14 protein-coding genes are annotated in these 20,278 nt (G+C 62.4%); 8 read left to right on the top strand and 6 right to left on the bottom strand.

All coding sequences use genetic code 11. The features are described 5' to 3' along the window. Position 1: 1 nt before the first annotated feature. Genes BLS51_RS14770 through BLS51_RS14760 form a run of 3 tightly spaced genes read right to left on the bottom strand, consistent with a single transcriptional unit; the run spans position 2 to position 4,835 of the window. Entirely contained in the window at positions 2–1,510 is a 1,509-nt protein-coding gene (locus BLS51_RS14770; RefSeq protein ID WP_090184495.1) for a carboxylesterase/lipase family protein, read from the bottom strand. Positions 1,511–1,542: 32 nt separating this feature from the next. After that, positions 1,543–2,634 (bottom strand): LacI family DNA-binding transcriptional regulator, encoded by a 1,092-nt coding sequence (locus BLS51_RS14765; RefSeq protein ID WP_090184498.1) that lies wholly within the window; start codon positions 2,632–2,634, stop codon positions 1,543–1,545. Between the two features lie 56 nt (positions 2,635–2,690). Next, a complete protein-coding gene (locus BLS51_RS14760) occupies positions 2,691–4,835 on the bottom strand; it encodes an alpha-glucuronidase family glycosyl hydrolase (protein WP_090184502.1) in 2,145 nt (714 codons plus the stop codon). A gap of 81 nt (positions 4,836–4,916) precedes the next feature. On the opposite strand from BLS51_RS14760, the gene BLS51_RS14755 reads away from it, so the two are divergent. After that, complete coding sequence (locus BLS51_RS14755) at positions 4,917–6,023, top strand: endo-1,4-beta-xylanase (RefSeq protein ID WP_090184504.1); 1,107 nt, start codon at positions 4,917–4,919, stop codon at positions 6,021–6,023. Between the two features lie 19 nt (positions 6,024–6,042). Here BLS51_RS14755 and BLS51_RS14750 read toward each other — a convergent pair whose 3' ends face one another. Genes BLS51_RS14750 through BLS51_RS14740 form a run of 3 tightly spaced genes read right to left on the bottom strand, consistent with a single transcriptional unit; the run spans position 6,043 to position 11,703 of the window. Continuing rightward, a complete protein-coding gene (locus BLS51_RS14750) occupies positions 6,043–8,907 on the bottom strand; it encodes a glycosyl hydrolase 115 family protein (RefSeq protein ID WP_090184507.1) in 2,865 nt (954 codons plus the stop codon). A gap of 3 nt (positions 8,908–8,910) precedes the next feature. After that, on the bottom strand, positions 8,911–10,500 hold the full coding sequence (locus BLS51_RS14745; RefSeq protein WP_217636448.1) for a glycoside hydrolase family 43 protein: 1,590 nt from the start codon (positions 10,498–10,500) through the stop codon (positions 8,911–8,913). After that, positions 10,501–11,703, bottom strand: coding sequence for an SGNH/GDSL hydrolase family protein (locus BLS51_RS14740; RefSeq protein ID WP_217636449.1), 1,203 nt, complete (start codon positions 11,701–11,703; stop codon positions 10,501–10,503). 141 nt (positions 11,704–11,844) lie between these two features. Here BLS51_RS14740 and BLS51_RS14735 point away from each other — a divergent pair, with 141 nt between their 5' ends. Genes BLS51_RS14735 through BLS51_RS14705 form a run of 7 tightly spaced genes read left to right on the top strand, consistent with a single transcriptional unit; the run spans position 11,845 to position 20,251 of the window. Then, entirely contained in the window at positions 11,845–13,065 is a 1,221-nt protein-coding gene (locus tag BLS51_RS14735) for a fumarylacetoacetate hydrolase family protein (protein ID WP_090184511.1), read from the top strand. A 24-nt stretch (positions 13,066–13,089) separates the two neighbouring features. Next, entirely contained in the window at positions 13,090–13,869 is a 780-nt protein-coding gene (locus BLS51_RS14730; protein ID WP_090184514.1) for a D-xylose 1-dehydrogenase, read from the top strand. After that, positions 13,866–14,741, top strand: a complete 876-nt coding sequence (locus tag BLS51_RS14725) for an SMP-30/gluconolactonase/LRE family protein (protein WP_090184517.1) — start codon at positions 13,866–13,868, stop codon at positions 14,739–14,741. Before BLS51_RS14730 ends, BLS51_RS14725 begins: the two co-directional genes overlap by 4 nt. Before the next feature lie 7 nt (positions 14,742–14,748). Continuing rightward, positions 14,749–16,524: an IlvD/Edd family dehydratase gene (locus tag BLS51_RS14720; RefSeq protein ID WP_090184520.1), complete on the top strand. Its 1,776-nt coding sequence runs from the start codon at positions 14,749–14,751 to the stop codon at positions 16,522–16,524. A gap of 32 nt (positions 16,525–16,556) precedes the next feature. Beyond that, positions 16,557–17,561, top strand: a complete 1,005-nt coding sequence (gene xylF / locus BLS51_RS14715; protein WP_090184523.1) for a D-xylose ABC transporter substrate-binding protein — start codon at positions 16,557–16,559, stop codon at positions 17,559–17,561. 9 nt (positions 17,562–17,570) lie between these two features. Continuing rightward, entirely contained in the window at positions 17,571–19,094 is a 1,524-nt protein-coding gene (xylG, locus tag BLS51_RS14710) for a D-xylose ABC transporter ATP-binding protein (protein ID WP_090184526.1), read from the top strand. 14 nt (positions 19,095–19,108) lie between these two features. Continuing rightward, positions 19,109–20,251: a sugar ABC transporter permease gene (locus BLS51_RS14705; RefSeq protein WP_090184529.1), complete on the top strand. Its 1,143-nt coding sequence runs from the start codon at positions 19,109–19,111 to the stop codon at positions 20,249–20,251. The last annotated feature ends 27 nt before the right edge of the window (positions 20,252–20,278 follow it).

Below are 20,278 nucleotides of genomic sequence, written 5' to 3'. Positions count from 1 at the left end.
GTCAGTGGCGTGCCTGGGATTCCTGGAACTGCTGGTGCGCGTCATCCGTCGCGCTGATGGCTTTAGACGGTACGTCCAGCTGCATCAGGCGCGAACCCGCGCCGGCGCTGGCTTGCGGCCATTCCGGCAGGCCAGCGCCATTCGGATTGCCGGTCTTGACGAAGTTGGCGAAATAACCCTGCATCTGTGCCGACAGCACGTAATCGTCAGCCGTCCATGCATAGACTTTATTCCCGGCGAGATTGCCCAGCGCGTACTCGATTTCCACCGAATGGCCGGCGCCTTCCTGGCCAGGACGCGGACGGGTGTAGTAGTAACGGTAGGTCGGCTTGCCGCTGGTGCGTGCGTGGCTATCGATCCATTTCCAGGTGCCATAGCCGATAAAGCGGTCGCTGGCCAGTTCTGTGGCTGCTTGTTTGACGTCCCCGCTGTAGGCTTGCTGTGCCGCCGCAGCCTGGTCGCCATACAGTTTTTGCAAGGCGGCGCTGAAGTTTTCGGCGGTCGGTTCGGCATCGCCGAGGATTTGCTTGTAGTGGCCTTCATAGGAATTCCAGCCTGCCAGCAGCGGCACCTTGGCCTGCTCGCCCGCCGCGAAGATGGCCACCGGCGAACGCGGAATCACGTAGCCGTCCTGAATGGCAAAGAAGCGCGCGCCCGGTTTCTTCTGTGCTTCCAGCAGCTGCTGGGCGGGCAGGGCGCGCAGCTCGGCCAGCGATTGCGCGCCGACGGATTGCGCGAAGCTGGCGCCTATTTGCTCGGCCGCGTTCAATGGCATCGGCGCCATCTGGCCAAGCAGGGAGCCGCTTTCGCCAATGGCGCCAGCGATCAGGCCCTTGACCTGCGGGTTGATCATTTGCGCGCTGACCGAGAAGGAGCCGGCCGATTCGCCAGCGATGGTCACGCGCGATGGATCGCCGCCGAAGGCCGCGATATTCTTCTTCACCCATTGCAGCGCCGCCGCCTGATCCATCAGGCCATAGTTGCCGGAGGAGCGGTGCGACGCCTCCTTGCTCAGTTCAGGATGGGCGAGGAAGCCGAAGACGTTCAGGCGGTAGTTCACAGTCAGCGTGACGATGCCCTTGGCCGCCATGCTTTCGCCGTCGTAGCGCGGCTCGGAGCCGTCTCCCGCCGCAAAGCCGCCGCCGTAGAAGTAGACCAGCACCGGCAGCTTTTCCTTGGGCGACCTGGCTGGCGTCCAGACGTTGAGGAACAGGCAGTCTTCGCTGACGCCGTCGGAGCGGAACACCATATCGGAAAACAGCGGCAGCTGCATGCAGCGCGCGCCGAAATGATCGGCCTTGCGCACGCCTTTCCATTTGGCCGCTGGTTGCGGCGCTTGCCAGCGCAGCTTGCCCACCGGAGCCGCCGCGTAGGGTATGCCCTTGTACGAGGTGACGCCGGAGGCTTCCAGCACACCTTCGGCCGCGCCGCTGGCGGTGGTGGCGCGCGGTGCAGCATGGGCGGAAACGACAAACAGGGACGAGAGCAGCAGCAGACCGGATTTTTTCATGGCGTGTGCAAAAAAGATTAAGTGGGATGAGCCTATCTCTTGATCGATGGGCGCAGACGTGGCGCGGCGTCGGACTGGCGGCGGATCAGCGTGTGGTCCATCACCACGTGGCGCGGTTCCTCCGGCGTGCCGTTGCGCTGGGCGCGGATCAGGCGCACCAGGAACTGCACGGCTTCTTCCGCCATGTCGGTAATCGGCTGGCGCACGGTGGTCAGCTCCGGCCAGATGGTGGTCGCCAGCGCGGTATCATCGAAGCCGGCCACCGTCAGGTCGCCCGGCACGTCGAGGCCGAGACGGTGAGCGATGGCTACCACGGCGGCCGCCATGTCATCGTTGCTGGCGAAAACAGCGGTCGGGCGGTTCTCCCGCGACAGCAGGTTTTCCGCCGCGTCCAGACCGGAACGGTAGGTGAACAGGCCTTGCACCACCAGTTCCGGCACCAGTTGCATATGCTTGTCGGCCAGCGCGGCCTTGAAGCCGGCCAGGCGGCGCGCGCTAGCGCTCTGGTTGGGATGGCCGATGACGAAGCCGATGCGCTGGTGGCCCAGCGCGATCAGGTGACAGGTCATCGCGTATGCGGCCTGATAGTCGTCGATGCTGACGCCGCCGACGCGCGGGTCGGGCTGGCCACAGGCTACCGTGATGGCCGGCGTGCCGGAAGCGGCAATCAGGTCGATCAGGTTGCGCGTGTCGCACAGCGGCGGCGGCAGGATGATGCCGTCGACGCCATTGGCGATCAGGCGGCGCGCCTGTTCGACGCCGTGTTCATCGGCCTCGCATTTTTCCACCACCAGCTGCACGTTGTTCGGGCTGGCCTGGTTCAGCAGGCCGACCAGGAATTCGCTCAGGTAGCCCGCCGACGGATTCGAATACAGGAAGCCGACGCGGACCGGGCGCGATCCAGCCAGGCGGCGGGCCGCCTGGTTGGGCACATAGTTGAGGGCAGCAACAGCCGCATCGACACGGTTGCGGGTTTTTTCGCGGACGTTGGTATCGCCATTCATGACACGCGATACCGTCATCGGGGAGACGCCAGCCAGTTCGGCTACGTCGGCCATCGTGGGCGCCTGCGAACGGTTCTGCACGGCCGCAACGGGCGCCGCTTTCACCTTTTTGTTAGTCATCTGTCCTCTGTTGATAATATGGCTATGTCAAGCCGGAACTTTATCACAAGCTGCGCTTACCAATGGCCTGGGGCGTATGGGAAGGTCACGGATTTGTAGTATTCCAGCGAATGTGCAGGCGCTTTTACTCCGGCTGGCAGCGGCAGGCCGGAGACCGACTGGAAGTAGGCGATGCAGGCGTCACGCCACAGGACGGCGTTGGCCACCTGACGGGTCAGGCGCTGTTCTTCTTCCGTGTAGCGGCGCGCATCGATCAGCGGTTTCAGCGCCACCCACTGCGCATGCAGCGCGCGCGCATCGGCCAGGCCCTTGTCGTAATGCGCCAGCAGCTCGGTCCACAGCGTGCGGCCAGACTGCATCTTGTAGTCCCATGGCAGGTGGTGGAACCACAGCAGGAACTGCTCCGGTGTGGTCTTCGGATCGCTGTACTGGCGGGCGAACTCCGGCGCATATTGTTCCAGCGCGTTGCTGCCCTTGGCGGTACGGTCGAAGCCAATGCCATCACGGCTGGCGCGGTGATAGTAGACCGGATTCCAGTCCGGGCGCTCCAGGTTGTCGACCCATGGACCTGGGCCGTGGTGGTGGCCGGTGCCCATGATGTGGTGCAGGCCCAGTGGCGTCATGTAGTTGACTACCGTTTCGCGCGATTCCATCATCATTTTAACCACTGGCGCAACCACGCGCTGGTCGGGACCGAAGGTGAGGGCGGCCCATTCTGCGGCGATGTCTTTGGCTTTGGCCTGCTGGTTCCAGGCCAGGCGGCCGTAGGCGTACCAGTTGGCCTGGTCGAAGTGCGAGCCCGCCCAGTTGCGGTCAGTGCCGATGTTGGAGACGCCGGCGATGCCGCTTAGGGTCTTGGCCACAGTGCGGCCGCCTGGTGCGGTCCTGGTGTCGGCTTGCAGGGTTTCCTCAAACATGGTGCCCAGGTAGGCCATGTCGGTCGAGAAGCCCAGGTATTCCTTGGTGATCTGGAATTCCATCATGACCGGCGTTTTCAGTGCGCCGAACAGCGGGTGGAATGGCTCGCGCGGCTGGAAGTCGATGGCGCCGTTCTTCACCTGTACCAGGACGTTGGCGGCGAACTGGCCGTCCAGCGGCTTGAATTCGTCAAAGCCTTGCTTGGCGCGGTCTTCGCCGATATGCGTGCCTTTCGGCGCGTAGACAAAGGCGCGCCACATGACGATGCCCTTGTGCGGCGCCAGCGCTGCGGCCAGCATGTTGGCGCCGTCGGCGTGGGTGCGGTGATAGTCCTGCGGACCTGGCTGGCCTTCGGAGTTGGCCTTGACCACGAAGCCGCCGAAGTCTGGAATGGCTTTGTAGATTTCATCGGCTTTTTTCTTCCACCATGCTTGCACTTCCGGCGACAGTGGATCAGCGGTGCTGGTTTCTTTCAGTTCCAATGGCGTCGACCAGCGCGCCGACAGGTAGACCTTGATGCCATAAGGACGCAGCACATCGGCGATAGCGGCGGCTTTGGCGATGAACGGTGCGGTCAGCACTTCCGGCTTGGAGTTGACGTTGTTGAGGACCGTACCGTTGATGCCCAGCGAGGCATTGGCGCGCGCGTAGTCTGTGTAGCGCTGGTCCTTGATGTCCGGCAGCGCCCACCAGTCCCAGATCGACTGGCCGGAGTAGCCGCGTTCGACGGTGCGGTTCAGGTTATCCCAGTGGTTCAGCAGGCGCAGTTGCAGCGTTGGCGCCGATGATGCTTCCAGCCTGGCGCCGGTGGAGGTGTCGCGTAGCCAGGCGTAGGTGCCGTACAGCAGGCCGATGTCGCTATTGGCGGCGATCAGTGTGACATTTTTACCTTGCACGCGGGTCTGACGCAGCAGGTAGCCTTCGTCGCCCAGTGCGGCAAGTTCGGCGCGCAGCGGCGATGCGTTCAGTTCCGGCAGGCGCGCGGGCGTGGCAAGCAGCAGGGCGCCATCGGCGATGCGCGTGGTCGGCGCTGGTGCGCGGCCAAGCAGGCCGCCGAGGCCTTTTTGCAATTCATCGAGTGCTGCTTGCGTGGTCGGTGTGGCCGCGCCGGGCAGCACGATGCTGCGGGCTTGCGCCTGCACGCTGGCTTGTGCGGCTTTGTCCAGTGGGCGGTAGCGCAGCCACAGGTCGTAGCCATCTTCAGGCGGCGGCGCAGCGGCGGACGCCGTTGCGGCGACCGTGAGTAGCAGCGCTGCCAGCGCGGCGGATAAAGAAAATCGCATCATGTCTCCAGGTTTATGGTAGCGTAATCATTTCGTTGTGACGCGATGTTAGCAAACATTTCCAAGAGGAGCGAGACAAAAATGAAGATATCCCGTCGTACCATGCTGGCGCTCATGGCTGCAAGCGGCGTGGCGCCTTTGCACGCCGCTGAAATGCCGGAGCCGCTGAAGGTGCTGGGCAAGCGTAAAGGCCTGAATGTCGGTAACGCGATCGGTGGCCGTTACTTCCGCGACCCGGCCTACAAGGCGCTGATGGCGCGCGAGTGCAATATGCTGGTGGCCGAGAATGAAGGCAAGTGGCAGGCGCTGGAGCCGCAGCAGGGCAAATACAACTTCGGGCCGGCGGATGAGATGTACGCGTGGGCGAAGTCGCAGGGCATGCTGGTGCGCGGGCATAACCTGGTCTGGCAGGAGGCCAAGTGGCTGCCGAAGTGGGTGAATGAATATGACTTCGGCGCTCAGCCGGCGAAGGCGGCGGAGGCGCTGCTGCGCAAGCATGTGGTGACGGTGTGCGATCATTTCGGTGACATCATTCATAGTTATGATGTCGTCAACGAGGCAGTGGATCAGAAGACTGGTGAACTGCGGTCAAATGTCTTCACCGAGCGCATGGGCGCGGTGCCGCAGATCGATCTGGCGTTCCGGCTGGCGCATGAGCGGGCGCCGAAGGCGGAGCTGGTCTATAACGATTACATGGGGCCGGACGCGGACAGCGCCAAGCATCGCGCGGGCGTGCTGAAGCTGCTGCATGATCTGAAGTCGCGCGGCACGCCGATTCATGCGCTGGGCTTGCAGAGCCATATCGGATCATCGGACGTGTTGAGTACCACCGCTCAGCAGCGCGAATGGCGCAAGTTCCTCGACGAGGTAACTGGCATGGGATTGGGCCTGCTGATTACCGAGTTTGATGTCAACGACCGTAAGTTGCCGGTGGATATCAAGACGCGCGATGCCGGCGTCGCTGCGCTGGCGAAGGATTATCTGGATGTGACGCTCAGCTATCGCCAGTGCCGTGATTTCCTGCTGTGGGGGATGACGGATAACGTCAGCTGGCTGCAGGAGTGGAAGGAGGCCAAGCGGGACGATGGCGCGCAGATGCGGCCAACGCCATTTGATGATCAGTTGCGCGCGAAGCCGCTGCGTGATGCGATTGCAGCGGCTATCAAGGCTGCGCCGGTGCGCGCTTAACCCGTAAAGCCAGGCCGCGCTACTGGCGCGGGCTTTCTGGTGGGCCGAGGTAGCTTGGCTTCAGCCCACCAGCGTTGACCACCAGCTTTTGCAGCACCAGCCCCGGATCAACCACCCAGAACTTCAGCGTGTGCTTGCCTGGCTTGTCGATCTGGTGATGCGAGGTCAGTACCGTCGCGCCATCCGATACGGTCTTCTCCCAAGCCTTTTCGCTGGCATCCGCGTGGATGTTGATGATCTGCGGTGCTTCGTCATCAATCGAAATCGCATAGCGCAGGCCTGCGCCTGGCTGGAATTTCTGCGTCGGCGCGAGTGTTGTGTGTACTGTCACCTTGCCGGCGCTGAACAGCTGCATCTCATATTCCAGGCGCAAGCGTGGCTTCTCGTCGGCTGGCGCATCCACCGGCAGCGTTGTCATGCCTGACAGCGTGCGGCCGTGATCCGGAATCTTCAGCCACGTGCGCTGATCCGCCGCCACCGCGCGTGTATAGTGCTCCGCTTCCATCGACACCACGCCGCCCGTTTCAATGAAGCCTTTCATTGCGGCTGCACCGGCCGGCTTGCGTAGCGGGACTTTCACCGTGGTCTTGACGCCTGCGCCGCTGATGGTCAGGGTGGCGCTGTGCACGCCATCCGGCACATCCGCCCAGCGGGCATTGACCAGCACACGCTGCTGGGTGGCGACTTTGCCGGACGGCTTGTCCAGGGTAATCCACGGCTCGCTGGCGCTGATCGTGTAGTCAAACGGCTGCTGGCCGCGATTGAAGACGTCAATGAAGCGCGCCTTGTTCTCAAACACGTCCAGCGTCTGCAAGCTGAGCGTGCCCGTCTCGCGACCCGGCCATGCCAGTTCGCTGCCTTCCACCGCCACACCCATGTCGGCGGTCTTTGGCACCTGCATCTGCGTCACCGGCGGCATGACATTGCGCTGCGGCTGGTTCCAGTAGGTATAGCCCAGGTGCGTCTGCGACATCATGTGATGCCATTTTCCGCCGCTGATGTCTTCCTGATAGCGGCGCGCCAGCTCGGCGTCTTCCGCAAACAACGAGCGCGCACGCGTTGCCAGATCGTTGGTCGCAGCGCGGCCTTGCACGCCATACAGCTGATTCAGGCCGGCCGTCACATACAACTCATTCACCACGGCGCTGGCCTTGACCGGATACAGCACCAGCTGATAGAACGCGTCCCGCTTGTTGGCCGGCAGTGCTGCCGAAATCTTCTCGGCGCGTGCTGCAAGTGCGTTGTAATCGTCAACGATGTGCTGCGCTTCGTTGTAGTTCACCAGGCTGTAGGTGTTTGGCTCCAGCTGTTCCGGCTTGTGGCGGCCGTTGTACTTGGCGTACCTGGCGACGATGTCGGCAATATCGTCGGCTTGTTCCGGCCCGAACTCACGCGTAGCCCACAGTTTCAGATAATCCGGCAGGCGCTCCGCTGGCCATGCGGCGGGATTCCACGCGTAAGTCAGGAAGAACTCGATCGGCACTTCCATCGGCTTCAGGTCGCCGACGTTGACGATCCACATGCGGTTGGCCTGATACTGCCATGCCAGATGCATCTGCTCCCACACCTTCGGCAGCGGTGTCACATTGATCCATTTGTACGAGCGCGGGCCACCGACATAGTCGAAGTGGTAATAGACCCCGGCGCCACCAGCGCGCTTGCGTTCCTCGGCGGTCGGCAGGCGGCGGATATTGCCCCAGTTGTCGTCGCACCACAGCAGCATCACGTCGTCCGGAACGCGCATGCCTTTCTCGTAATACTCTTGCACTTCCTTGTACAGCGCCCATACCTGCGGCACCTTGCTCATGTCCGGATTGATTTCCTTGGCGATGATGCTGCGCTGGTCGCTGACGATGCGCTCCAGCAGCGCCACGTTGGCGCCTTCCGACATCGGCTCGTCGCCATCGCCGCGCATGCCCAGCGTAATCAGCTTTTCCTGGCCTTGCGACATGCGTAGGCCCTGCGTCCAGAAGTCGCGCAGCTTCTCCTGGCTGCGGTTGTAGTCCCACGGCTTGCCATCGCCATAGCGGCGCCACTCGTCGTGTGCGCGCATCATCGGCTCGTGGTGCGAGGTGCCGATGACGACGCCATATTCGTCGGCGACCTTGCCATTTAATTTGTCGTCATCGTAGAACGCTTTGCCCCACATGGCGGGCCACAGGTAGTTGCCGCGCATGCGCAGGATCAGTTCATAGACTTTTTCGTAGAACTGGTGATTGAAGCCGCCGTAGCGCTGTTTGACCCAGTCGGTCAGCGCCGGCGCTTCGTCATTCAGAAAAATGCCGCGGTATTGCACCACCGGCGCATCGCTGACGGCAGCGCTGGCCGATGCATACACATTGGCGTGTTTCGCCGCCGGCACGTCCGCCCACCAGTTCCACGGCGAGACGCCGATTTGCTCGGACATCTCATAGATGCCGAAGATGGTGCCGCGCTTGTCGCTGCCGGCAATCACCAGCGCGCGTTCGACGCCAGGCAGCGGCTTGCGCAGCGTCTGTACCTGCCAGCCTTCCCATTTGCCTTTGATGGCCGATACATCCAGCTTGCCTTCGGCGACCAGCTGGTCGATCAGGGCGCTCTTGCCGACGGTGCCGATGATGACCACGTCCTCGCCGGCCGGCTTGCCGCCCTTGGCCAGTAAGGGTTTGGCGGCGCTGACGCGGGCGATGTCGGCTTGCAGATCGCCGGCCGCGCGCAGCACGCCGGCATGGTCGGCCGGATCGACATAGAGTTTCGCGGCCTGGCCATTACGGGCCAGCGCCACCGCGTCGGCCGGAGGTTGATCGAACCAGGCCAGTTTCTTCTGGCCCAGCGCCTGCGCGGGCAGGGCGTGACAGAGCAGGGCCAGCAGCATGGCCCCTGCGGCAACAACACGTTGTCTCATGTTTTATTTTTCCAGTGGTGTGTAATCAAACCATGCGAAATCGGCCGCTGCGCGTTCGGCATACATGCCGATGAAGACACCGGTAAATCCCCCCGCCGATTCCGATGACAGCGGTGCGGTTGGCAAGGTGGCGCCGATCTGCTTGAGCGGGCCGCCGGCGCTGCTGTAGCTGAACGCGTAGCGGTCCGGCCACGATTCCACTTGCAGCGTGACCGGACCTGCCGGCAGCGGCGCTGAGGCGGCGAGGGTGGTCGTACCGCCGGTACGCGAAACCAGTTCCAGGCGGCGCTCGGTCGTACCGGTAATGCGCAGCTGGTAGTAGTTCTTCTCGTTCTGGCGCAGCACGAGGCCAGCGGCTTGCGCGGCAGCGGATGGCTGGAACTCAATCTGCGTGGCCGCACGCATGCGCATATGCTCCTGGCGGCGCGCCACAAACGCCGGCTGCGCGATATCGTTCATGGTGACGCTGCTGCCTTTGAGGCGCAGGTAACCTTGACGCTCGCTCAATGACCACAAGCCGTCGCCGGGGCCACGAAGCTGCGCCCATTGCAGGCCGAGCTTCGGTGCGGTGAAATCGTCGCGCACCGGCTCCACAGGCCACGGCGATGAAGGCGGCAGGCCCTCTGCCGACATCTCCACCTGGAGTGGCTTGTTGTTATTCACGGTAATCCAGCCCTTGTCATTCCACGCAACAGGCGTCAGCAGTGTTTCACGGCCGAGGTGGTGGCGCTTGTCGACCGGACGGATGCCCAGCAGCGGCATCCACCATTTGCCTTCCGGCGTCTGTACCAGGTCGCCATGGCCGGTCGCCTGCAACGGTAATTCAGGATGATCGCGGTGCGTCAGGATAGGATTGGCCGGGTTGGCAGTGAACGGGCCGAATGGCGACGATGAACGCGCCATCGTCAGGCTATGCTCATACGAGGTGCCGCCCTCGGAGATCAGCAGATAGTACTGACCGTCATGCTTGTACAAGTGCGGACCTTCCGGCCACACACCGCCGGTGCCGGACCAGATCAGACGAGGAGGCTCCAGCAGTTTGCCGGCCTTGATGTCGATTTCCGCCTGATAGACGCCACCATTCCGGCCGCCGCCGTGTCGGGTGTAGTACACCTTGCCGTCGTCGTCGAAGAACAGCGACGGGTCCATGGCGAAGGTCGGGTCGTTCAGCCAGACCGGCTCCGACCATTCGCCGGCAGGGTCTTTGGTGTGCACGTAGAAGGCGCCGCCGCCTTCCATATTGGTCGTCACCATGTAGAACACGCCATCGTGGCAGCGCAGCGTCGGTGCGTAAATGCCTTGCGAGCTGCGCGTTTTGGCCAGGTTCAGCTGGCTGCCGCGCGAAAGAGCGTGGCCAATCTGACGCCAGTGCACCAGGTCCTTGCTGTGATAGATTGGCACGCCGGGGAAATATTCAAAGCTGCTGGTGGCCAGGTAGTAGTCGCCGCCGACGCGGCAGATGCTAGGATCGGCGTGAAAGCCACTCAGTATCGGATTGGTGTAGGTGGCTGGCTGCGCTGCGTGCGCAACAGGACCGGCCAGCGTGCTGCTGGCCAGTAGCGCCGTCAGGACGGCGCGCGCTGCAATCATCATTTATTTGTCTCCGCAATTTTTTTGTAATGCCTTCAAGGGCACGGTTTCTGCCAGCGCGCGATAGCCCGCCAGCGATGGATGCAGGCCGTCGCCCGAATCATAGACTTTCTTGATGCGCGAAGGCTGCGCAGGGTCGCGCAACGTGCTGTCGAAATCAGCTACGGCATCGAACATGCCAGAAGTGCGTATCCAGTTATTCAATTCTTGGCGGTCGGCCTCATTTTCGGCCTCCGGATGGTAGTACTCGCTGCCCGAGTACGGCGTGATGGTGCCGCCGATGATGCAGATGCCATGTGCGTGCGCGCGTGCGGCGACCTGGCTGTAGGCAAGCTTCAGGTCGGCCAACAACTGCTGGCGGTCGGCGGGAGTGTCAGGGCCATTGCGGTGCTGGACGCCGAGGTCATTCACGCCGATCAGCACCAGCGCGTGGGTGACGCTGGCGCGCGAGATCACATCGTTATCGAAACGCGCGGCGAGGTTGGGACCTATGCCGTCCTTCAGCATGCGGCCGCCGCCGATGCCGGCATTGACCACGCCCAGCGACAGGCCATTGTTGCGCAGGCGTGCTGCCAGCACGTCCGGCCAGCGGGTGTTGGTGTCATTCGGGATGCCGTAGCCGTCGGTGATCGAATCGCCGATGGTGACCAGGGCGCCGACGCTGCGCGGCGCCAGCACTTCCACGTCGCTCATCGCATACCAGCGCGTGATCTTGCCCGCGTCGGCCCATGCCGCGTCCATCACGCGGTTGCCTTTGGCGAGGAAAGTGGTGGTGCGGGCGCCGTTATGGCTGGTCTGGCGAGCCGGTTCGACTTTGAAGTAAAGCGACACGGTCAGATCGGCTGCCGGTTTGACTTCCATGGCGACGGCGTCGCTGTAGTATTCCGCGCCCGCAGGGATGGTGACCGAGCCGCGTCCGTTAAAGGTCAGCGGATGCAGGGTTGGTGGCAGGATGTCGGACTGGCCGGGTGCTTTTGCCAGCGCCACGCTGGCACCGTCGAGTGCTAATGGTGCAGTGCCATACAAGTTACTGACCCGGACCCGGAACTGCTTGCCGCCCAGAGTGAGATGGACGGTCTGGCGCAGGCTGGCGTCGCGCCAGTTCTCAGCCGCCAGTTCGTTTGCGCTATCAGGAATTTGCTGCGCCGCACCCCAACTTGACACCCAGTGCTGCGCCGGTGCGGCTGCGAAGGCTGCCGTATACATCAGGCAGGCGGCGAAACAGGAGGCTATGGCAGCGCCCAAATAACGGGGCAAAGCGTGTTGACTTGGTTGCATAAATCCTTCACACTCATAAAATGTTAGCGCTATTCATTTTAGGTTAACCGGATGGTACATGCAACAAAAATGCCGGATAAAACCATTAAAGGAGACTTTGTGAAGAACAATCTGAAACACGCGCCGGCGTCGGCGCACCTGCCTGCTGATTTGTCGGACGCATTGCTGGTCGGCCGTGTATGGCGCGGCGGCGACATCAACGGTCCGAGCGTGGTCGTGGTGCGTAATGGCGAAGTGTTTGATATCACCGCCCAGGTGGCAACCGTGTCGGACTTGCTGGACCGCGACGACGTCGTGGCTTTCGCCAAAGCCGCGCAAGGCGAATCGCTGGGCCGCGTGGAAACGCTGATTGAAGCGGCATTGAGCGGCGCGGATGATGTACCGGTACGCCTGCTGGCGCCGAACGACCTGCAAGCCATCAAGGCCTGCGGCGTGACCTTCGCGGTCAGCCTGCTGGAGCGCGTGATTGAAGAGCAGGCGGGCGGCAACCCGGCCAAGGCCGATGAGTTGCGTGCGACGCTGCTGAAAGATATCGGCGCCGACCTGTCGGCCATCAAGCCTGGCTCGCCGGAAGCCGAGAAGCTGAAGGAACAGTTTATCGCCCGTGGCGCCTGGTCGCAGTACATGGAAGTTGGCATTGGCCCTTACGCCGAAGTGTTCTCGAAATCGCAGCCGATGTCGGCGGTCGGTTTCGGCGCGGACGTCGGCCTGCACCCTGAATCGAAATGGAACAACCCTGAGCCGGAAGTCGTGCTGGCCGTGAACAGCCGTGCGCAAGCCGTCGGCGCCACGCTGGGCAACGACGTCAACCTGCGCGACATCGAAGGCCGCAGCGCGCTGCTGCTGGGTAAAGCCAAGGACAACAACGCTTCGTGCGGCATTGGCCCGTTCATTCGCCTGTTCGATGAGCGCTTCGGCATCGACACCGTACGCAATGCGGAACTGCGCCTGGTGATCGAGGGCGCCGAAGATAGCTTCCGCCTGGACGGCGAGAGCCGCATGCGCGAAATCAGCCGCGACCCGCTGGACCTGGTAGCGCAAACCAGTGGCGCCCACCACCAATATCCGGATGGCTTCATGCTCTTCCTCGGCACCATGTTCTCGCCGATCAAAGACCGTGGCGCACCAGGCGCCGGCTTCACCCACAAGCTGGGTGACCGCGTCAGCATCAGCAGCCCGTCGCTGGGCATGCTGGTGAATCACGTCTACCGCAGCGACGCTGTCACGCCCTGGACCTTTGGCGTGCGCGCCCTGTATCGCAATCTGGCCCAACGCGGCCTGCTCAACTAAAAAACAAATCTCTGGAGAGAATAAATGGGGAAACCTTTGGTCTTCGCTACCTACCCGGACCTGGCAGGTAAGCGGGTTCTGATCACCGGCGGCGGCAGCGGCATCGGCGCAGGCATCGTAGATGCCTTCGTCAAGCAGGGCGCGCAAGTGTTCTTCATCGATATCGTTGAAGACGCCTCGCGCGCGCTGGTCGAGAGCCTGAAAGACGCCAAGCATGTGCCGGTGTTCTTCAAGTGCGATCTGACCGACCTGGATGCGCTGGCCAAGGTGCTGGCGCAGATTGAACAGGATCACGGCGCCATCGAAGTCCTGATCAACAACGCCGCCAACGATCATCGTCACGAAGTGCATGAAGTCACCGGCAAATACTGGGACAACAGCCTGGCCGTCAATCTGCGCCACCAGTTCTTCTGCGCGCAGGCCGTGGCGCCGGGCATGAAGAAAGCTGGCGGCGGCGTGATCCTGAATTTCGGTTCGATCTCGTGGCACCTGGCGTTGCCTAACCTGACGCTGTACATGACCGCCAAAGCGGCGATCGAAGGCCTGACCCGTGGTCTGGCACGCGATCTGGGCAAAGACGGCATCCGCGTCAACACGGTGATTCCTGGTTCGGTGCTGACCGAGCGCCAGAAGGCGCTGTGGCATTCGCCGGAAGCGGGCCAGGCGATCCTGGATTCCCAAGTGCTGCCGCAGCCAGTGGAAATCGAAGACATCGCCGCCATGGCGCTGTTCCTGTCCTCCGACAACGGACGCCGCTGCTCCGGCCGCGATTACTTCGTCGACGCCGGATGGTATGGCGCATGAGCCTCTACCAGCCTGAGTGCATCTGGCCTCTCGCCGCCACGCTGGCGGAAGGCCCGGTATGGCATGCTGAAGACAAGGCGCTGTATTTTGTCGACATCAAGCAGCGCGCGATCCACCGCTGCGCCGAAGACGGCGGCCGCCGCCAAAGCTGGACGGTGCCGGATGAAGTGGGCTTCGCTTTGCCGATACACGGCGGCGATTTCGTCTGCGGCCTGCCGGGCCGCATCGAGCGTTTCTCGTTTGAGACCGGCGCGCTGACCAGCATTCAGGAACTGGAAGCCGACATTCCGGGCAACCGCCTGAATGACGGCTATGTGGACCGCCACGGCGCGCTGTGGTTCGGCTCCATGGACAACGCCGAAGTGGCGCCGAGCGGATCGCTGTTCCGCCTGAGCGCCGCCGAAGGACTGCAACACAAGGATGGCGGCTATGTCATCACCAACGGCCCGTGCGTCAGCCCGGACGGCCGCACTTTCTACCACACCGACACGCTGGAAAAAACCATCTATGCGTTTGACCTGGACGAACAAGGCAAGCTGTCCAACAAGCGCGTGTTCGTCAAGATCGCTGGCAGCGGCTATCCGGACGGCACGGCGGTGGACGCCGATGGCGTCCTGTGGGTAGGGCTGTTTGCCGGCGCCCGCATCGAACGTTATACGCCAGGCGGCGAACTGCTGGACAGCATCGCCATGCCGTGTTCGAATATCACCAAAGTCACGTTTGGCGGCGAGGATTTGCGCACCGTGTTCGTGACCACCGCCCGCAAGGGCTTGTCGGCTGAAGAATTGAGCCGGGAGCCGCTGGCCGGAGGCATTTTCAGCTTCCGCGTCGCCTCGCCGGGACAACTGCAACACCTGTATTTACCAGAATAGGCACTCTATGAGCACCCAACAACGCCGCTACCGTTCACAGGACTGGTTCGATAATCCGGACCACATCGATATGACCGCGCTGTATCTTGAGCGCTTCATGAACTACGGGATCACGCCAGAGGAACTGCGTTCCGGCCGTCCTATCATCGGCATCGCCCAATCGGGCAGCGATATCAGCCCGTGCAACCGCATCCACCTGGAACTGGCCAAGCGCGTGCGCGACGGCATCCGCGACGCCGGCGGCATCGCGATGGAATTCCCGCTGCACCCGATCTTTGAAAACTGCCGCCGCCCGACTGCGGCGATCGACCGCAACCTGGCCTATATGGGCCTGGTCGAGATCCTGCATGGCTACCCGATCGACGCCGTGGTGCTGACCACCGGCTGCGACAAGACCACGCCGTCGCAGCTGATGGCGGCCGCCACCATCGACATTCCTGCCATCGTGCTGTCCGGCGGTCCGATGCTGGACGGCTGGCTGGATGGTGAACTGGTCGGCTCCGGCGCGGCGATCTGGAAAGGCCGCAAGCAGCTGGCTGCCGGCAAAATCAATGAAGAAAAATTCCTGGAGATTGCTGCGGCATCGGCGCCTTCGGCCGGCCATTGCAACACCATGGGCACCGCGTCGACCATGAACGCGATTGCCGAAGCACTGGGCATGTCGCTGACCGGCTGCTCGGCGATTCCGGCACCGTACCGTGAGCGTGGCCAGATGGCCTACGAAACCGGCAAGCGCATCGTCGAAATGGCCAAGCAGGACATTCGTCCATCGCAGATCCTGAACCGCGACGCCTTCCTGGATGCGATTGTTGTCAACGCCGCCATTGGCGGTTCCACCAACGCCCAGCAGCACATCGTCGCGATGGCGCGTCACGCCGGCGTTGAGCTGAAGTCGAGCGACTGGATGGAATATGGCCACAAGGTGCCGCTGCTGCTGAACATGCAGCCGTCCGGTAAATTCCTCGGCGAGCGCTTCCACCGCGCGGGCGGCGTGCCGGCGGTGATGTGGGAACTGGAACAACAGGGCCGTCTGCGTTCCGACCGCCTGACTGTTACCGGTAACACCATGAAGCAGAATCTGGTCGGCCACGAAACCAACGACCGTGAAGTGATCTACCCGTTCAATGCGCCGTTGAAGGAAGATGCCGGATTCTTCGTCCTGAAAGGCAATCTGTTCGACTTCGCCATCATGAAGACCAGCGTGATCTCGCCGGAATTCCGCCAGCGTTATCTGAGCAAGCCAGGGCAGGAAAATGTGTTCGAATCGCGCGCCATTGTGTTCGATGGTTCGGGCGACTACCACGACCGCATCAACGATCCTGCGCTGAACATCGACGAAGACTCCATCCTGGTGATTCGCGGCGCCGGTCCGATCGGCTGGCCTGGTTCGGCCGAAGTCGTCAACATGCAACCGCCTGATGCGCTGATCAAGCGCGGCGTCAACTGGCTGCCGACGCTGGGCGATGGCCGCCAGTCCGGCACCTCGGACAGCCCGTCGATCCTGAACGCCTCGCCGGAAAGCGCAGTCGGTGGCGGCCTGGCCTACATCCGCACAGGCGACACTGTGCGCGTGGACCTGAACGAAGGCAGCTGCAATATGCTGATCAGCGACGAGGAACTGGCCAAGCGCAAGGCGGAAGGCATTCCGCCGGTGCCGGCCAGCCAGACGCCATGGCAGGAGCTGTACCGCTCCACCGTGGGCCAGATGGAAACCGGGGCCTGCATGGAACTGGCGCTGGAATACAGGAATGTGGGGCAGACGCTGGCACGTCACAACCACTAAGTCCTCAATCAAAACAATAACGGAGACGATAGATGAAGAAGATTGTAGTGAGCGCTGTTATCGGCGCGATGATGGCTCTGGGTGCGGGGAGCGCCTTGGCCGACGCCAAGAACCCGAAGATCGGTTTCTCGATCGATGACCTGCGCCTGGAACGCTGGGCGCGCGACCGTGACTACTTCACCGCCGAAGCGGAGAAGCTGGGCGCCAAGGTCTATGTGCAATCGGCCGACGCCAGCGAGCAGCGGCAGATTGCGCAGATCGAGAATCTGATCTCGCGCGGCGTCGACGTGCTGGTCATCGTTCCTTACAACGCCACGGTGCTGAACAACGCCGTGCGGGAAGCGAAGAAGGCCAAGATCAAGGTGGTGTCGTATGACCGCCTGATCCTGAACGCCGATATCGATGCCTACATCTCTTTCGACAATGCCAAGGTCGGCGAACTGCAAGCCAGCACGCTGGTGGGCATCAAGCCTAAAGGTAATTACTACCTGCTGGGCGGCGCGCCGACCGACAACAACGCCAAGATCCTGCGCGAAGGCCAGCTGAAAGTGCTGCAGCCGCTGATCGACAAGGGAGACATCAAGGTCGTCGGCAAGCAGTGGACCAAGGACTGGAGCGCTTCCGAAGCGCTGGCCATCGTGGAAAACGCGCTGACCGCCAACGGCAACAAGATCGACGCCGTGGTTGCATCCAACGACGCCACCGCCGGCGGTGCGATCCAGGCGCTGGCCGCGCAAAAGCTGGCTGGCAAAGTGCCGGTCTCCGGCCAGGATGCCGATCTGGCAGCCGTCAAGCGTGTCATCGCCGGCACCCAGGCCATGACCGTCTACAAGCCGCTGAAAGTGATTGCCACCGAAGCTGCGCGCCTGTCGGTCAAGCTGGTGCGCAACGAGGCGCCGGCCTACAACGCCAACTACAACAACGGCATGAAGAACGTGAACACCTTGCTGCTGGCGCCGATCGCGCTGACCAAGGCGAACGTCGACGTGCTTGCCACCGACGGTTTTTACACCAAGGCCCAGCTGACCGCCAAATAAGGAGTCAGCATGGCTGAATATCTTCTGGAGATGCGCAATATCGTCAAGGAATTTGGCGGTGTACGCGCTTTGAACGGCATCGACATCAAGCTGAAGGCCGGCGAATGCGCTGGCCTCTGCGGCGAGAACGGCGCCGGTAAATCCACCCTGATGAAAGTGCTGTCGGCCGTGTACCCGCACGGCACCTGGGACGGCGAGATCCTGTGGGACGGCCAGCCGCTGCGCGCGCAATCGATCCGCGAGACCGAGGCGGCCGGCATCGTCATCATTCACCAGGAACTGATGCTGGTGCCTGAATTGTCGGTGGCGGAGAATATCTTCCTCGGCAACGAGATCACGCTGCCAGGCGGCCGCATGAACTACGAGGCCATGAACCGCCGTGCGGAAGCGCTGCTGAAAGAGCTGAACATCAATGATGTCAACGTGGTGCTGCCGGTGAAGCAGTATGGCGGCGGCCACCAGCAGCTGATCGAAATCGCCAAGGCGCTGAACAAGAATGCGCGCCTGCTGATTCTCGACGAGCCGTCGTCTTCGCTGACGGCGGCCGAGATCAAGGTGCTGCTGAATATCATCCACTCATTGAAAGCCAAGGGTGTTACCTGCGTCTACATCTCGCACAAGCTGGATGAAGTGGCGGATATCTGCGACACCATCGTCACCATCCGCGATGGCCAGCATATCGCCACCACGCCGATGAGCGAGATGAATATCGACCGCATCATCGCGCAGATGGTGGGCCGCGAAATGACGCAGCTGTACCCGCAGCGCGAACACACGCCGGGCGAGGTGATCTTCGAAGCCCGTAATGTGACTTGCTATGACGCCGACAATCCTGAACGCAAGCGCGTCGACAATATCTCCTTCAAACTGCGCCGGGGCGAGATCCTTGGCATCGCCGGCCTGGTCGGCGCCGGCCGCACGGAGCTGGTGTCTGCTATCTTTGGCGCCTATCCCGGCCCGAGCGAGGCGGAGGTCTGGCTGAATGGCCAAAAGCTCGATACCAGCACACCGCTGAAGGCGATCCGCAACGGCCTGGCCATGGTGCCGGAAGACCGCAAGCACCACGGCATCGTGCCGGACCTCGGCGTCGGCCACAACATGACGCTGGCGGTGCTGAAGGACTTTTCACGCGCCACCCGCGTTGACCAGGATGCCGAACTGGCGACCATCCGCAAGGAGATCAACAGCGTCAAGCTGAAGACCTCCAGTCCCTTCCTGCCAATTACCGGCCTGTCGGGCGGTAACCAGCAGAAGGCGGTGCTGTCCAAGATGCTGCTGACCAAACCGAAGATCCTGATCCTGGACGAGCCGACGCGCGGTGTCGATGTCGGCGCCAAGTTCGAAATCTATCAGCTGATGTTCGACCTGGCCAAAGAGGGCGTGTCGATCATCATGGTGTCGTCGGAACTGGCTGAGGTGCTGGGCACCTCGGACCGCGTGCTGGTGATCGGCGAGGGCAAGCTGCGCGGCGATTTCGTCAACGATAATCTTAGCCAGGAAACCGTGCTGGCGGCAGCGCTCGATGCGCATTGAATTCAGGATGATCCATGAAGAGTAACAATATCAAACAACTGTTCACGCAGTACAAAATGCTGGCGCTGCTGATTGCCGTGGCGCTGATCTGGGCCTTTTTCAGCTATCACACCGAAGGCGGCTTCGTCACACCGCGCAACCTGTCCAACCTGATGCGCCAGATGGCGATTACTGGCATTGTCGCCTGCGGCATGTCGCTGGTCATTATCGCCGGCGAGATTGACCTGTCGGTCGGCTCGCTGCTCGGACTGCTGGGCGGCATCGCGGCGGTGCTGGATGTGACACACCATTTGCCGTTGCCGGTGACGCTGATCGCCGTGCTGGTGGTCGGCCTGCTGATTGGCTTGTTCAATGGCTACCTGACGGCTTACCTGGGCATCCCATCGTTCATCGTTGGCCTGGGCGGCATGCTGGCGTATCGCGGCATTGTGCTGGGCGTTACCGGCGGCACCACCATCGCGCCGGTGTCGGACGACATGGTCTACCTCGGCCAGGCCTACCTGGCGCCGACGCTGGGCATCGCACTCGGCTTCGTGTTGTTCGCAGTCGGCATTTACCTGATTATGGCGCGCCGCCGCAGCCGTGCTGCGCACGCACTGGACGTGGCGCCGGCGTGGCGCGATGCCGCCAAGCTGGCCATGCTGGGCGTGGTGCTGGCGGCTTTCGTCATCACCTTCAACTCGTATGAAGGCATTCCGCTGCCGGTGCTGCTGTTGCTGGCGCTGCTGGCGGTGTTCAGCTATGTCACCACGCAAACCGTGTTCGGCCGCCGCGTGTACTCGGTCGGCTCGAACATGGAGGCGACCCGCCTGTCCGGCATCAACGTCAAGTCGATCAAGCTGTGGATCTTCGGCATCATGGGCCTGATGTGCGCACTGGCCGGCATCATCAACACCGCACGCCTGGCGGCAGGTTCGCCATCGGCCGGCACCTCGGGCGAGCTGGATGCGATCGCTGCCTGCTTCATCGGCGGCACCTCGATGCGCGGTGGCTCGGGCACCGTGCATGGCGCGCTGATAGGCGCGCTGGTCATGGCGTCGCTGGACAACGGCATGTCGATGCTGGACGTTGACACGTATTGGCAGATGATCGTTAAAGGAGCGATCCTGACATTGGCAGTATGGGTGGACGTCAGCACCCGCGCAGGCAAACGATAAATCAAAATATAAAAAACCACCGGAGAC

Source organism: Duganella sp. OV510 (assembly GCF_900100205.1).
Taxonomy (GTDB): Bacteria; Pseudomonadota; Gammaproteobacteria; order Burkholderiales; family Burkholderiaceae_D; genus Rugamonas.
This window is presented reverse-complemented; position numbering and strand designations above follow the sequence as displayed.

Bases quoted from the DNA above. Each gene is read 5' to 3' on its own strand.
- BLS51_RS14735 (WP_090184511.1), top strand. From the start codon at position 11,845: ATGCCGGATAAAACCATTAAAGGAGACTTTGTGAAGAACAATCTGAAA.
- BLS51_RS14770 (WP_090184495.1), bottom strand. From the start codon at position 1,510: ATGAAAAAATCCGGTCTGCTGCTGCTCTCGTCCCTGTTTGTCGTTTCC.
- BLS51_RS14705 (WP_090184529.1), top strand. From the start codon at position 19,109: ATGAAGAGTAACAATATCAAACAACTGTTCACGCAGTACAAAATGCTG.
- BLS51_RS14730 (WP_090184514.1), top strand. From the start codon at position 13,090: ATGGGGAAACCTTTGGTCTTCGCTACCTACCCGGACCTGGCAGGTAAG.
- xylF (WP_090184523.1), top strand. From the start codon at position 16,557: ATGAAGAAGATTGTAGTGAGCGCTGTTATCGGCGCGATGATGGCTCTG.
- xylG (WP_090184526.1), top strand. From the start codon at position 17,571: ATGGCTGAATATCTTCTGGAGATGCGCAATATCGTCAAGGAATTTGGC.
- BLS51_RS14765 (WP_090184498.1), bottom strand. From the start codon at position 2,634: ATGACTAACAAAAAGGTGAAAGCGGCGCCCGTTGCGGCCGTGCAGAAC.
- BLS51_RS14725 (WP_090184517.1), top strand. From the start codon at position 13,866: ATGAGCCTCTACCAGCCTGAGTGCATCTGGCCTCTCGCCGCCACGCTG.
- BLS51_RS14720 (WP_090184520.1), top strand. From the start codon at position 14,749: ATGAGCACCCAACAACGCCGCTACCGTTCACAGGACTGGTTCGATAAT.
- BLS51_RS14760 (WP_090184502.1), bottom strand. From the start codon at position 4,835: ATGCGATTTTCTTTATCCGCCGCGCTGGCAGCGCTGCTACTCACGGTC.
- BLS51_RS14740 (WP_217636449.1), bottom strand. From the start codon at position 11,703: ATGTATACGGCAGCCTTCGCAGCCGCACCGGCGCAGCACTGGGTGTCA.
- BLS51_RS14745 (WP_217636448.1), bottom strand. From the start codon at position 10,500: ATGATGATTGCAGCGCGCGCCGTCCTGACGGCGCTACTGGCCAGCAGC.
- BLS51_RS14750 (WP_090184507.1), bottom strand. From the start codon at position 8,907: ATGAGACAACGTGTTGTTGCCGCAGGGGCCATGCTGCTGGCCCTGCTC.
- BLS51_RS14755 (WP_090184504.1), top strand. From the start codon at position 4,917: ATGAAGATATCCCGTCGTACCATGCTGGCGCTCATGGCTGCAAGCGGC.